Here is a 14,145-nt window from a genome sequence, read left to right as displayed (position 1 = left end):
TAAGACACTCAGATCAACTTGTCACTGTCGACATGTTTTCACGGATCTGCTTCACAGCAACCGCAGGTGTCATACCCCAAATAGCCTTAAACACTTTATACATCCCCAGCAAAAAGGCTAAAGGAATCAGCATGGTTTTAAAAATAAACAGGGCCATTAGATTCAAAAAGTTATCCGAAGCCAAATTCAAGGAATCAACAAAATCAACAATTTTGTTTTTCGCCGCAAAAGCAAACTTACTCAAGCCCCCTTTTAGACTTTGATACGTACTCACCCCATCCTCTTGGTATTGCCTTTCCAACGATTCGTATTCCTCCTGCTTATCTCGTATTGCATCTTGTGCATTCTCAATTTGATTTTTGAGTACATACAATTTACTTCTCAGTGTCACACGTTGCTCATGTAATACGGCTAATTCGGGTGACCGATTAATGAATTTATTCAATAACGATGTACCCGCTGTACTTTCTAAAATAGATTCATTCAGTTGAGACATTTCCAATTCAAGGAGTTCCTCTTCTGCGATTAACTCTTCTATCTCAATAGATTGCACCCTAATCTCAGCTTGCTTCTGTTGCATTTCTATTTTTAACTGCTGCTTAATTTCACTGGTTAAATCAAGTTGCTGATTAAGTTGTGACGTTGAGACAGGAAAAGCATCAAGGGTATGATTTTCTTTCTCGATATGATCATTGATAAAAGCACTATCAACAAAACTGGATGCAACCGCCACTAAGGCAATGGAAAACTTACACGCCAAAGCAAATACAAAAACCTTGTAACTTAACACTCTAAAGCCGTTAAAATAATACTTGGTAGAGATAAAAACACACGCAGATAGAGTTAAAAAGAGTTTAAAATGGATCGTTTGTAAGATTTCGACAATGAATTTTTGAATCAATAGAGACGAAATCGAATACTTCATAATGGTAGAAAAATCCTCCACCAAATCATTTAAAGGGTCCAGTAACTCACCAATCTGAATAGAGCCTATTAGAGGCACTTGCAAGGTAATAGTCGACAATACAGAAATCGTCGCATTAAACGCCTTAGCCACCCCAAATGACAGCAAAGACGTACTAATAGAGCGATTAATATAGGCCTCCGCATAACGGTCAATAAAGCCTAGCCAACAAACCAAAACCAATAACGCAACAATCAATGTATCGCGATTGTCTTTGACAAAACTAATCATAATGATTCTCTATGGTAAAAAGTAATCTCGCTTGAACTTTAGCATTCGCACTGTGTCTTGGTAATGCTTGGGAGAAATTCCAAACAAAGCGTTCAAAGAACATTTTAATTATGAGGATGACTGTGTTGCAGGACAACCTAACTGAGCCAATGTCGTCTTTTCATCATAGCGCTGCTCTATATAGCGAGCGACATTTATTAGATTTTGCGTTCGTTGGTCTCCGCTTACTGGGTGACAACGCTTACATGGTCGAAAGCCTTCCCCATTGTTAAGTCGGCGGCGCTCAATTGCGAGATTCTGGACAGAATTGAGTAAAGAGACTCCTAAAACCCTAATAGCTTTTATGCAAAAGGTTTAGCTGTTGATGTGTGAGGAAATACAACACCCCTAAATACCGCCCCCCGATAATCGATTGTAATCCGATTTAATGGCCTCTTCCATAAATTCAAAAAACGCTTTCACTTTGGCAGAGCTTTCCAGTTCGTTGTGGGTCATCAACCAAAGGTCTGTGCCTTGGTGCTTTATTTCCACATCCACTTTTTGCAGTATGTCGGAACTGTCACCAATAAAACAAGGTAAATAGATCAGACCCATATTGTTTTCTGCGGCTATAATAAGAGGCTCAAAAGAGTCTGCTTTCATGACTATCTTTTCTTCCGAAATAAGTTCTGAAACTTGTACAGAAGCAGTACCTTGATACATCACTAACCAAGATGCCGCCCCAAGAGGATGCTTACCTTTCAGACCTTTGATGTAATTTGGTGCCCCATAAACACCAAAGGCCATTTTGCACAGCTTTGTCCCAACAAAAAACGCTGGTAACTCACTGGCAGGACGAATCGCAACATCTGCATCTAAATTTGAAATATCCAATAGACGAGAAGTCAGAATGAGTTCCAACTGAATTCTTGGATAAAGCTGATGAAAAGCCGCTAAATGAGTTCCCAGAATTAAACGAGACAACGCGTCTGTAGTTGTTAACCGCAGCACACCCTCCAACTTCATTTCTTGTCCGAAAATCTTACGCTCCAACTCTTTCACTGTGGATTCTACAGCAAGTGCGGACTCGAGCAGTTTTTGCCCCTCCACTGTTAATTTGTATCCGGTAGGAAGTTTATGAAAGACCCGTAATTTATGGCGGTGCTCAAAAGCGTCAAGACGACGCAACACGGTACTATGATTCACGCTAAGAGACCTGGCTGCAGCCGACAACGATCCTTCATTAGCCACCGTCAGAACATATTGCAGGTCACCCCATCGTATCTTGTGCATTTTTGCATACCAAATATGTCTAAATAGTGAATTTATTAAAAATTTAGCACAGGTATAGTTATTACACCAGCGTAAGAACGTCGTTGAAACTTAAGGCATAAGCAGATAACGGTTCTTATATCTCTCGAATTGAACTTCAAAATTGATAATCAGGAAAAAGAAAATGTTTAAGAAAAATCTACTAATAGGTCTTGCTAGTCTTCTAGCTTTCTTCCAATTAACTCCAGCACTAGCAGATAAAACAACATCCGTTGACCCAGCTAAAACACTTGAAACGGCTCAATCATTCCTATGGGCTGCAGGCTCTGGTGATATGGAAAAGCTTCAGGTACTGATGGCAGACGATTTCGTCTGGCATAACGAAGGTGACACCAGCATCCCGTGGATAGGTAACTGGGATTCCAAACAAGAAGTACTCACAACCTTCCTTCCTCGTTTCGGTGCAGGTTTGAAAGTAACCAGCTGGTCTACAGACTATAGCTTTGCAAACGATAACCAAGCGGTATTTATGGGTACAATGAGTGCCGTTGCTAACGAATCTGGTGTAGACACTGGCAAATTCAGTTGGGCGGTACGTGTTCAGGTTGAAGATGGCAAAGTGAAAAGCTGGAATTGGTTTGAAGATAGCTATGCGGTATCTAAAGCTTACCACGCAAAAAAATAGCTACGACTAACTAGCTAAGCAGTGAAAGCTCGACATATTCTCCGGATATATTGAGCTTATTACTTATGACAGACAACAAAAGACACCCAGTTAAAAAGCTCTTCCAGAGGATACTTTCAACATGTCTAAACTAAAATACGGATAATAAAAAAAGGTTTAGTGTCATTTTTTGTCATTTTAAACAACGACAAACCCATCATTCTGTAGAAATGGGAAAATCTGGACGAGCAAAATCAATCATGCTTTTATGACGTCATTTTAATGAAGTGAGAGTAATGGAATACCTAGGTTAAGCAAACAATCGGCAACATCGCTTATTCGGCCTCGCTCTTGGTCGGTTATTTTTATAACGCTCAATGCTTTGGGTTTGACCGACAACTCCGTGAGTATGCGCTTCAAACTTTGTCGCAATCTCCATCCAGTTTTCTGAATCAATTCCAAGTCGTTGAAGTATTGGGGACAAGGAGATATCAATGGCTCCACGTTTGTCATGTCGGACAATGCGCCCTGTAAGATCAACAAGTTGCAGGTAGTCAGCCAATTTAAATGAAATGCCTTTTGGCCTGCCTTCCACATTGTCTGGGCGCTCGTTACCAACAAAGGGATACAAGGTTTTTGGTTGTTTGCCTTTTTCAGCCGATTCCACCCTCTTTTTGATGCTGGTGAATTCTGATTGTTCAGGTGTGGGGGCAATATTGGCTCGTATAGGATTTAAATCCACATACGCCATGCAAGCTAGAACAGATGCCTCATCCAACAAAGCTTGAGACTTAAAACGCCCTTCCCAGAATCGACCTGTACATTCATCCTCAAAGTTCGCTTGTCGAGCAATCGGCTCATTTAATTCCCTCATAAACCAACTGATATCAGACAACCTTTCACGGTAGTTTTCAGCAGAACTTTCAGCTAATTCAATAGCATACTCAGGCATAGCCTCGCCACGAGCGAATTGTTGAGTGAACAATGTGCCTTTATGAAGATAATGCCACCGCCTTAACACTTCGTGCGTAGACCAATTTTTGGCTTGCTTGTCATCGACATGAAGAACTAAATGAAGGTGGTTACTCATTACCGCATAAGCACAAATATCAATGGAAAATATCTGAGATAAAAAGAGAATACGCGCTTCAATCCAACCGCGACGGTGCTCAAAGCTTTTTCCTGTAACTGAATCTTCACCACACAAAAAAGCACGGCGAACGCATCGACTGATGCAATGGTAATACGGCGTGTCAGACAAACTGACTTGTTGACTTCTGGCCCTTGGCATAATCTCTTCCTCATCCATGAGTTTGGTTTTTCAGTTTAGACAGTGATTAAAGAAACATCAATAAAGTCATGGGTGTCTCGTATTATTATCTGTATTATTATCTGTATTATTATCTGTATTATTATCTGTATTATTATCTGTATTATTATCTGTATTATTATCTGTACTATTATTCTCTGTCCAACGTCCAAAGAAGTTCTTACTTGGACGACCTCTCACCTGATTTCCTAATAAGTAGGATATCGGTATAACAATAAGACCAATCAAAGCATGACCGTAGAAATCCCCGTAAATAATGTGCCCAGCCAATGCTAAAATCATATTTAGGAAATAGGCGGCGTAAACCATATCTCTGAGATCACTGTATCTATGGCTCACAATGACCAGAACAGCAATTATTTTCAACCAAGCGAGGGGGTAAACAAGGTACGTTGGGTATCCAAACGCTTCAAAATAGCCCGCTTGGGTGTCGTGAATAATGTGGTATGACCCTGCGGCCCAACTTAATAGAAATAAAATGATTCCGGTTGAAGCCCAATAGACAATTTTATTTATTTTACTAGACATGTGTATTCTCGCTGTGATTGTTGCTTTCTGTGTTATAAGTTATTTCAGGAAAGAGAAAGATGACCTCCCTGATGACTTGCCATCTGTCTGCTGATTTATGAAGATCTATACTTAGGTGAAGTTTCATGGGCGTACCTGATAAATCATTCTTGCGAGACAATAAAACATGCGCTGAGTCATTTTTTACATCAATATTGTGAAACTCAGACCATGTATTCATTGGCGGATCTCCAGCATCTCTTTTCTGAGAAAATAAGGAAGTAAAAGTTCCTTTATTTGCAACTTGCAATTCTCCCGTCGTGCCTAGCATGTAAACTTGCAACTCGTTATGATAGATGTCCTCGAGCGTTTCTACGTCATAATTGGTTGCCGTATGGATAAGGTTGTCGATAACCGCTTTGATCTCTAATTCTCTCTCAGTATAAGAACTCATTATAAAGTCCCTCTAATTGGGTAGTTGTTTTCTGGATTTCGAACAAAATTTACTCCCATCAAAATGGTTTTAAAATCTGGGCGAGTGAAAGGCGTATTTGAAATATCAATAACCTGAATTTTTCCTTCTTCATTCATAATGAAAAGGCCGGGCTCAGCAAATGCCCTGTCAGATTCTTGGGGTGAGCGAGGTTCAGAGATGTACAGCCCTAGCTTTCTCATCTGTTCAAGATTTATATCATAACCCACAGTATAAGAAGGGTTAACTTTGTTGATTTGCTCATGCGCTCGTTCTAGAGAGTCAGCAGAAACCACAATGATATCAACCCCCGCTGCATCAAACGCAGGAGCATAATCATTAAGTGTCATTAAATAATCGGTGCATATAGGACAATGTTTACCTCTATATACAACAACCATTTTCCATCGACCATTACCTGATCGAGAAAAAAGATCAACACTTCCGCCTTCAATGATTGGAACTATGATACTTGGCACTACCGCACCTGCCTTTAACTTGAGATCTGTCATTTTCAAAACCCTTATATTTTGTAACAGTCGATATATAACCACAACAAAAAACGATTCGCAAACATTTTGTATCAATTGATATAAAACAAAATACAAGGCATTGTTTTTAAAAAATTTATTTAAATAAAAATGATTTACTTTTGTTTCAATTGATATGGTATTATGTGTAATATGTAATGAATAACGAGTCGAACTTCAATGAAAGCAAAAAAAACAGGCCGACCTAGAGAGTTTGATAAAAATGAAGCTCTATCTGCTGCTATGCATGTTTTTTGGAAGCAGGGTTATGACGGTGCCTCCATGAGAGACCTGACAGCGGCGATGAATATCAGTGGCCCCAGCCTTTATGGGGTATTTGGAGATAAGCGTCAGCTTTTTATGGAAGCTATTGATTTCTATGCTAACCGAAAAGCCTGCAAACCTTTAGAAGTGTTTGAGACAGAACCTAACATTGAAACTGCCGTACAAAAATTCTTTTTTGAAGTAATAGAATACAGCACAGAGAGTGTAAGTGGCGCCAAAGGCTGTTTTCTAAGCTCATGTGTTGCAACGGCTGCTGGAGAACTGGAAGGAGTAGAAGAGTTGCTTAAACGCGCTATTTTAGACACAGACGAAAGACTGGCAAGGCGCTTCGAACTAGAAAAAGCCAGAGGTGTTTTGCCTGATAACTTTCCTTCAAAAATCAGAGCTAGGCTAATGTTTGATTTGAGACAAGGTCTTGTCTTTCGTGCTCGCGCAGGAATAGAGCCAAAATTTTTACTGGCCGATATCGAAAGCAATGTGAGAATTATTTTAGGATAGCCTAGCTTTTTGGAGGTAACCCATTTTCAGTACAGGCTCAACAACACCTAGCGTGCAAATTGCCGTAGTATAGCCTGTGATGTCAGCAGAATAAGTGTTGGTGTTATGAATATCTATGACTTTGCCCGTACTTAATAACGCTTGCAATTTAGAGATATTACGCATCGTCGCGTAAACTTCCTAACCTTGTCGCGCACTAAGCGCGACGCCTAAGCCTGTAGATATACTTTGATGTAACCACTGCAAAAATACTTCTTTTAAGGCTAATGCATGACTGATTCGGCGAAGAAAATCACGAAAAAAGCTGTCATACACAAAGTTATTTTCTTCTTAAATTACAGTAACTTAAAAATCATTTAACATTAAAAAATATGGCTTTAGTTTTGAGACAGGCATGATACGTTTAATTGGAAAATGTATGACTCTATTTAAATAAAAGATTAGTCATACTTTCTATCCTACACTTTCTTTTTGGACCTAGTCGTTCAATATAGACTTAATTGAACATAAATTATTGATTTTATTGAATTTCAGACATAAAAAAAGACGTCCTTAGACGTCTTTCTTAAGAATATGGCGGTGAGCAAGAGATTCGAACTCTTGATGCCTTTCGACATACACGCTTTCCAGGCGTGCTCCTTCGGCCACTCGGACAGCTCACCAATTTGGCCTCTCAATTAAGAGTGGCGGTATGATAATAACGAAGTAATTGAATTGCAAGCATTTTATTACAGTCTTTCTATAAAACGGCGTTTATCCGCTTATTCTTACGCCCAAGAGATTCTCGAATCTAGTCCAGTGTCTTCTATATAATGCTTTGCTTGCTCACATTGACCAACATAAATAAAACCTATGATCTGATCATTATCTTGTAATCCTAACTGCGATTTCGTGATGTCACTGTGAGCCACAGGGCCCGAACGCCAAATAGCACCGTAATCAAGGGAGTCCAATCCTAATAACACTTGTTGGCACGCCGCCGAGACGGCCATTATTTGTTCCATCTTAGGGACTTTTGGATGATCTTCTGTGCTGGCGTACACTAATAACACACTAGGAGCTCGAAAAGCTTTTTTAATAAAACTGTCTTTTTTACTTTCAGGTAGTTCTGGCACTTCTGATTTCGCCAACGCCCAATAACATTCACCTAACTGTGCTCGTACTTCGCCTTCGTAAATACGAAAACGCCATGGTTTTATTCCTCCATGATCAGCAGCCCTACTCGCGGCATTTAAAACACTATACCATTCATCCTTAGAAGGGCCCTGTCCAGTGAGTTGATTCTGGGAAGATCGTAATCGCATTGCGTTGATGATTTCATTACTCATATCGTAGAAAACCTTTTATTTATTAATTTCTTACCATAGACTAAATTTAAATATGTCTATTAGGACTTTATATTAATCTTCACACGCTTTAAACAAGTGAGTTACTTTATGGATAAATGGTTATTTTGGGGACTCGTTGAAGGCTCCACCATTTTGTTTGCAATTACAGTCTATTTTTCATGGTGCTCTTGGAAGCTATACAAGCGATCAAATACACCAGAGGAATCACCTGAAGAAAACGCTTATACAAAGCCCAATGTCGATATAGATCCACTGCAGACAGAGAATCGTGTTGCCAACTCAGATTCATTCATTCAATATATCGACCAACATATTACGGTGGCATTAGATAAATTAGAAGCATTAAGACAAGACCCAGAAAAACAATCTCCCGCAAGAAATAAATATAAACTTTGGGGGACCTTGTTAAAAGCACAAAGAGCCATGTTTCTACATGATAAACAACTTGAGCCGCTACCCATTTTGCAACGCTTTTTATCCACGGTACTTGATGCTGTCACCAAAGAAAGTAAGAATGGCGAACGCATTGACTCAATTAAGCTCGCTCTGTCTGACGTTGAAGAGGAAGTACGCACATTATCACAGGAAGTGGCCAGCAACATCACATCATTAGAACAGCAAAAGACGATTCAGGAAGAAATACGTTCAAGTTTATCGCGTAAAAATCAGGTTCTAGCAAGTATAGACATTAAAGAAAATGAGTTAAAAGAGCTAAACCTTTTTCTTAAAGAGTCCAGGCAAACTATAAGCAAACTTAAGGCATCTCTTGCAAAAGGCAAAAACTCAGATTTGGTTAAATTTTCTGAGGAATTTGACTTTCAATACCATGCACCAGAAAAATCCACTGACTACGCCGATTATCAAAGCTTAAAGCAATTAACGTCTCTATCTAGAAGACAGCAAATTGTTATTGATCAATTAAAGATTTCCCTAAGATCATCCAAAAAAAGAAATCACGCTAAAGAAGATCAAGAATCTCAAGCCGTTGCTCTACAAAGATTAATGAGGCTCTCTGACGAATCAAATAGCCTTATTCAACAATTGGAAAATGAAGTTAAGAGTGAAAATCTAACCATTGAAGGAATGAAAAATAAATTGTCACAAAAAGAAGAGAAAATAAAAGAACTAGAAACAAAAATTAAAGAAAGTGATTCAAGCTTCTCTGACTCTCTCAAAACTCACACATTACAGAAAACACAGACATTAAACACATATAAAAGCAATATTTCGAATTCCAGCCACTTAAACTTAAGCGAGGACTTCCTAAAGCAACAAACATCAGAAGTTGAACAGCTTGAACGATTACTGAGTGAGTCTGAAACCTGTGTCACGCTGCTTGGCAATGAACTCAGCTCAGCAGAGGAAGAAAATATTAACTTACTCAAACAGGTGGAAGCCATCTCAGGACAAGTCTCGAGCTTAGGTAACAATCAGGATAGCAGTGATAAATTAGAAAAAATTAATAATGACATATTGCAACTGCAAAAAACCATTAGCAAACTTAATATATCCCTATTAAATTCACCGACTCCAAACAACTTCGATACTATAAAAGCACGCTTCGACACGAAAAAAATGGAACTCGATAGGCTTGAGTTTGCCCACGCCGATCTTGAGAAAAAATACCTAAAAGCATTACAAAATAAAGAAGCCAGCAACTAGCCCGCATCACAGGCTTCTTTATTTACTGCACTACTGTCTTGTTAAACGATCATTACCAAGCGTAATCTCATAAGAAGCTCGGTATGGGTTAATATCCAGCCCGCCTCGCCTAACATAACGAGCAGACACCAAAAGCGACTCAGGACCGCATTGGCGCATAATATCAATAAAGATCCGTTCAACACACTGCTCATGAAAATCCGTATGCTCTCTAAAAGAAATAACGTATTTTAGTAACGCAGCATGATCTATCGCCTTACCTTTATACTCAATATGAACGGAACCCCAATCAGGCTGATTAGTAACCGGACAGTTGGATTTTAGCAGGTGACTCACTAGACTTTCTTCAACCACTTCATCATGATGTTTATTCAACTGTAAAAGAAATGGGTTTGGATGATATTCCGTAATGGTGACATCAAGGCCATCGATACAAAAGTCAGGCTTTATCACAACCAATGACTCAGTTGCTTCTAGATCACGAATCATAACAAAAACATCAGCACCCGCGGCTTGCGATAAATCTTGCTGTAATACCGATATTACCTCTTCCTGCCCTTCAAACTGCGTTTGGTTAAAAGAATTCAAATACAATTTAAATGACTTAGACTCAATGATATTAGGCGAATCACAAGGAAAGCGAAATTCCGCAACCGCAACAATCGGTTTGCCTTTTTTATCTAACCAGGAAACCTCATATGCATTCCAAATGTCTTCACCATAAAATGGGAGCTTCTCAGACTCAATTCCCATTTCAGACCACTTATCAACCCTAGCAATAGGAAACAGCAAATTCGCATCATAATGGGCAACGTATTCTGTCTGCTGCCCTAAAGGTAAAAAAACCATCTAAACCAACCTTAATTTCTAATGCCTTGGCCACGATTTAATAAATACAAACTGTAGCTAAACAAAACAACAATAAAAGACATGATAATAAACATGGCCCAGCCCACACTAATGTCTGAAACCCCAAGAATGCCAAATCTAAATGCATTTACCATATACAGTACTGGATTCAGAAGAGACAATTGTTGCCAAACATCAGGCAGTAAATCGATGGAATAAAAAACTCCACCAAGATACGTCAATGGCACCAGAATAAAGGTCGGCACAATAGACACATCATCAAAGCTTTTTGCAAAAATAGCGTTAACAAACCCACCAAGTGAAAACAAAACCGACGTGAGAATCACTACGATAATGGTCACAAACAAATTCTGTACTTGTAGATGGGTAAAGAACAAAGACAATAAGGTAACAATCAGTCCAACAAATAAACCACGAGCCACTCCCCCCAGAACATAACCCATCAACACTACCCAATTAGGGGTTGGTGAAACCAGTAACTCTTGAATACTGTGCTGAAATTTCGCAGAGAAAAAGGAAGACGATACATTAGAATAAGAGTTAGTAATAATAGACATCATAATTAAGCCAGGAACTATGTATTCCATATAACTAAAGCCCCCCATTTTACCAATTCTTTCGCCTATTAGGTTCCCAAAAATAGCAAAATACAATGTCATGGTAATCGCTGGAGGTAATAGCGTTTGTGGCCATATACGCATAAATCGACGAATCTCACGACGAATGATGGTAAGGAACGCAATGAAAATTTCAGACTGCTTCATTCTTTATCCTTAATTAACTTAACAAACAATTCTTCAAGTCGGTTGGATTTATTTCTCATACTAATGACGTTCAACCCTTTTTCAGACAAAAAGACAAACACGTCATTAATGGTCTGACCTTTTGCGATTTCAACTTCAAATGAGTGACCGTCATTAATAAAGGTTATTGGGTACCCAGCAATGGAAAAAGGCGACTCCACCTTGGAATCAAGATCAAAAATGAAGGTTTCCATATTTAAGGTCTTTAGCAAGGACTTAACACTGGTATTTTCTACTATTTCCCCACGGTTAATGATGGCAATATTCCGACATAACTGCTCTGCCTCTTCTAAATAATGCGTCGTCAAAATAATGGTCGTACCTTGCTCATTCAGTTTTTTAATGAACTCCCACATAGAACGACGTAACTCTATATCGACACCTGCAGTAGGCTCATCGAGAATTAATACTTGTGGCTCATGAATTAACGCCCTAGCGATCATCAGCCTTCTTTTCATACCTCCTGAGAGCATTCTTGATGGCGTATCCTTTTTATCCCACAACTCTAACTGTTTTAAATATTTTTCAGCTCGCTCTGCTGCTACATCACGGCTAATGCCGTAGAAGCCAGCTTGTGTCACCACTATGTTAAAAACCGTCTCAAAAACATTAAAGTTAAACTCTTGAGGAACAACGCCTAAGTATTTCTTCGCAGTAGCAAAATCTTCATCAATATCTACACCAAAAATGGAGACTTTTCCGCCCGTTTTGTTGACTAGTGAACATAAAATCCCAATCGTTGTGGACTTACCGGCACCATTCGGCCCCAAAAGTGCAAAGAAATCCCCTTTCTCCACCGTTAAATTAATGCCTTTTAGGGCTTCAAAGCCACTTTCATATCGTTTTTTAAGATCACTTATTTCAATCGCATGTGTCATAATCTATCTCAGTAGGCATAATGCCCAGTTATTCATTAATCATTAAATAGGTTTTTTAGTGAACTTACGTACCCAATATATTTTAGATTCATTCACTGAACTCAAACAAAGAATGTTTGAACATGCCCCTTTCAATCAAAAGCCTCTTGCAGAAGAAGAAGAGGACTTTTTACAAAAGTGGCACATTCTCATGGAGGAAATTAAGTCACTTTCTCATGACTACCTCTTTACAGCCCAAGAACTGTTGGCAAGGCTTATCCGTTGCTACCCAAACCTAACTGCATTAGTTAAGAGAGAGCTATTGTGGCTAATTGGTGGAGAATGCCTTCATTTCTTAGGCGATGAAGAGTTGGCGTTGTACCAACAATTTGAAGAGCTTGCTTATGAATACGAACAAACTGGACAAGAGTATGACATTGCCAACTTAATCGGCGAACTGCGCAATAAAGAGTTAAATGCAAACAATACTGTTGTTCATTAAGTTTTTGGCATAATTCGCTAATTATTAGCGCATTATGCCATTCATTACATCTTCTTAAATACTAATGTTCCGTTAGTCCCACCAAATCCGAAAGAATTATTTAGCACAATATTTATTTTTCTCTTTTGTGGGGTCAATGGAACATAATTCAAGTCACAACCCTCACTTGGCTCCTCTAAATTAATAGTCGGAGGAGCCACTTGATCTCTGATCGCTAAGATGGAAAAAATTGACTCTACCGCACCAGCCGCCCCTAGTAGATGCCCCATCATAGATTTTGTCGAGCTAATGGCCACATCTGAAGCATCAGCCCCCATTAAGGCTTTGACAGCATTACTCTCTGCCAAATCGCCTGCCATGGTTGAGGTTCCATGGGCATTTATGTAATCAATTTCAGACGGATCAGCACCTGCATCTTTCATAGCCGACTTCATCGCTGATAATGCGCCCTCTCCTGTTTCCGGAGGGGCCGTCATATGAAACGCGTCATCACTCATACCAAAACCACTTAACTCAGCATATATTTCAGCGCCTCTGGCTTTTGCATGTTCATATTCTTCAAGTACAAGTATTCCCGCACCATCTCCCATAACAAAACCATCTCGGCTTTTATCCCAAGGACGACTTGCTGTTTTAGGATCATCGTTACGTGTAGACAAAGCTCGTGCCGCGCCAAACCCACCAATCCCTAAAGGGGTAATTGCCATTTCAGAACCACCAGCGACCATAACATCCGCATCACCGTAAGCAATCATTCGACCCGCCATACCGATGTTATGAGTACCTGTTGTACAGGCCGTGACAATCGAAATATTCGGCCCTTTAAAGCCAAACCGTATTGCTATATGCCCTGATATCATATTAATAATGGCACCAGGGACAAAGAAAGGAGAAATTCTTTTCGGGCCAGACTCCAAAAGCAGGCCAACATTCTTCTCTATCATTGGTAAACCACCAATTCCAGAGCCAATAGCACAACCAACACGAGTTAAATCAACCGTCTCTTCAGTAACTTTAGCGTCATCCAATGCTTGGACTGCCGCCGCAACACCATACTGAATAAAAAGATCCATTTTTCTTGACTCTTTCGCGGTCATGTAAAGAGAAGGATCAAAATCCGTTACTTGAGCCGCAAAGCGGGTAGAAAATTGCAATGCATCAAAGGCGACTATATCGGAAACACCGCTCTTTCCTTCAAGCACATTGTCCCAAGTCTCTTTAACATTATTGCCAAGAGGCGTCACCATCCCCATACCTGTGACAACGACCCGACGACGTGGCATATTTTTCTCCTAAACACGCTTTTTATTTGATCTTATATAAATAAGAAAAGCCGCTGTAAAAAATACAAGCGGCTTCCCTAAAAACTT

The 14,145-nt window shown here is 39.5% G+C and carries 16 protein-coding genes and 1 tRNA gene; 4 read left to right on the top strand and 13 right to left on the bottom strand.

Annotated elements, in window-relative coordinates:
* Positions 1-13 precede the first annotated feature (13 nt).
* Complete coding sequence (locus tag O1D97_RS01005; protein ID WP_269122009.1) at positions 14-1,195, bottom strand: hypothetical protein; 1,182 nt, start codon at positions 1,193-1,195, stop codon at positions 14-16.
* Between the two features lie 387 nt (positions 1,196-1,582).
* Positions 1,583-2,467, bottom strand: a complete 885-nt coding sequence (locus O1D97_RS01000) for a LysR family transcriptional regulator (protein WP_269122007.1) — start codon at positions 2,465-2,467, stop codon at positions 1,583-1,585.
* 163 nt (positions 2,468-2,630) lie between these two features.
* Between O1D97_RS01000 and O1D97_RS00995 the strand changes: the two genes are divergently transcribed.
* Positions 2,631-3,131 (top strand): nuclear transport factor 2 family protein, encoded by a 501-nt coding sequence (locus O1D97_RS00995; protein ID WP_269122005.1) that lies wholly within the window; start codon positions 2,631-2,633, stop codon positions 3,129-3,131.
* Positions 3,132-3,420: 289 nt separating this feature from the next.
* Here O1D97_RS00995 and O1D97_RS00990 read toward each other — a convergent pair whose 3' ends face one another.
* From O1D97_RS00990 to O1D97_RS00975, 4 genes are all read right to left on the bottom strand, one after another.
* A complete protein-coding gene (locus O1D97_RS00990; protein ID WP_269122004.1) occupies positions 3,421-4,401 on the bottom strand; it encodes a transposase in 981 nt (326 codons plus the stop codon).
* Positions 4,402-4,467: 66 nt separating this feature from the next.
* Positions 4,468-4,968, bottom strand: a complete 501-nt coding sequence (locus O1D97_RS00985) for a hypothetical protein (RefSeq protein ID WP_269122002.1) — start codon at positions 4,966-4,968, stop codon at positions 4,468-4,470.
* Positions 4,961-5,401 carry a nuclear transport factor 2 family protein gene (locus O1D97_RS00980; RefSeq protein WP_269122000.1) on the bottom strand — a complete coding sequence of 147 codons (441 nt, stop codon included), beginning with the start codon at positions 5,399-5,401 and terminating at the stop codon, positions 4,961-4,963. Before O1D97_RS00980 ends, O1D97_RS00985 begins: the two co-directional genes overlap by 8 nt.
* On the bottom strand, positions 5,401-5,931 hold the full coding sequence (locus O1D97_RS00975; RefSeq protein WP_269121998.1) for a peroxiredoxin-like family protein: 531 nt from the start codon (positions 5,929-5,931) through the stop codon (positions 5,401-5,403). Before O1D97_RS00975 ends, O1D97_RS00980 begins: the two co-directional genes overlap by 1 nt.
* A gap of 198 nt (positions 5,932-6,129) precedes the next feature.
* Here O1D97_RS00975 and O1D97_RS00970 point away from each other — a divergent pair, with 198 nt between their 5' ends.
* Positions 6,130-6,732: a TetR/AcrR family transcriptional regulator gene (locus O1D97_RS00970; protein WP_269121996.1), complete on the top strand. Its 603-nt coding sequence runs from the start codon at positions 6,130-6,132 to the stop codon at positions 6,730-6,732.
* On the opposite strand, the gene O1D97_RS00965 is transcribed toward O1D97_RS00970, so the two are convergent.
* The 3 genes from O1D97_RS00965 to O1D97_RS00955 all read right to left on the bottom strand — a co-directional run bounded on the left by O1D97_RS00965 (position 6,724) and on the right by O1D97_RS00955 (position 8,060).
* Positions 6,724-6,897, bottom strand: coding sequence for a hypothetical protein (locus O1D97_RS00965; RefSeq protein WP_269121994.1), 174 nt, complete (start codon positions 6,895-6,897; stop codon positions 6,724-6,726). The two genes, O1D97_RS00970 and O1D97_RS00965, sit on opposite strands and share 9 nt — an antisense overlap.
* A gap of 409 nt (positions 6,898-7,306) precedes the next feature.
* Positions 7,307-7,394, bottom strand: a tRNA-Ser gene (locus O1D97_RS00960).
* Between the two features lie 105 nt (positions 7,395-7,499).
* Positions 7,500-8,060 (bottom strand): nitroreductase family protein, encoded by a 561-nt coding sequence (locus tag O1D97_RS00955; RefSeq protein WP_269121992.1) that lies wholly within the window; start codon positions 8,058-8,060, stop codon positions 7,500-7,502.
* 108 nt (positions 8,061-8,168) lie between these two features.
* Here O1D97_RS00955 and O1D97_RS00950 point away from each other — a divergent pair, with 108 nt between their 5' ends.
* Entirely contained in the window at positions 8,169-9,743 is a 1,575-nt protein-coding gene (locus O1D97_RS00950; RefSeq protein ID WP_269121991.1) for a coiled-coil domain-containing protein, read from the top strand.
* A 30-nt stretch (positions 9,744-9,773) separates the two neighbouring features.
* Here the strand turns inward: O1D97_RS00950 and queF are convergent, their stop codons facing one another.
* From queF to O1D97_RS00935, 3 genes are read right to left on the bottom strand one after another with little or no spacing between them, the layout of a single operon-like run.
* On the bottom strand, positions 9,774-10,592 hold the full coding sequence (gene queF, locus O1D97_RS00945) for an NADPH-dependent 7-cyano-7-deazaguanine reductase QueF (protein ID WP_269121989.1): 819 nt from the start codon (positions 10,590-10,592) through the stop codon (positions 9,774-9,776).
* Positions 10,593-10,603: 11 nt separating this feature from the next.
* The gene (locus O1D97_RS00940) at positions 10,604-11,377 is read right to left on the bottom strand and encodes an ABC transporter permease (RefSeq protein ID WP_269121987.1); all 774 of its coding nucleotides are present in this window, start codon (positions 11,375-11,377) and stop codon (positions 10,604-10,606) included.
* The gene (locus O1D97_RS00935; protein WP_269121985.1) at positions 11,374-12,294 is read right to left on the bottom strand and encodes an ABC transporter ATP-binding protein; all 921 of its coding nucleotides are present in this window, start codon (positions 12,292-12,294) and stop codon (positions 11,374-11,376) included. The genes O1D97_RS00940 and O1D97_RS00935 overlap by 4 nt, the downstream gene beginning before the upstream one ends.
* Before the next feature lie 58 nt (positions 12,295-12,352).
* Here O1D97_RS00935 and O1D97_RS00930 point away from each other — a divergent pair, with 58 nt between their 5' ends.
* Positions 12,353-12,775 (top strand): PA2817 family protein, encoded by a 423-nt coding sequence (locus tag O1D97_RS00930; protein WP_269121983.1) that lies wholly within the window; start codon positions 12,353-12,355, stop codon positions 12,773-12,775.
* A 44-nt stretch (positions 12,776-12,819) separates the two neighbouring features.
* Here the strand turns inward: O1D97_RS00930 and fabF are convergent, their stop codons facing one another.
* On the bottom strand, positions 12,820-14,058 hold the full coding sequence (fabF, locus tag O1D97_RS00925; protein WP_269121981.1) for a beta-ketoacyl-ACP synthase II: 1,239 nt from the start codon (positions 14,056-14,058) through the stop codon (positions 12,820-12,822).
* Positions 14,059-14,145 lie beyond the last annotated feature (87 nt).

The organism is Marinomonas phaeophyticola (genome assembly GCF_026966905.1).
Taxonomy (GTDB): Bacteria; Pseudomonadota; Gammaproteobacteria; order Pseudomonadales; family Marinomonadaceae; genus Marinomonas; species Marinomonas phaeophyticola.
This window is presented reverse-complemented; position numbering and strand designations above follow the sequence as displayed.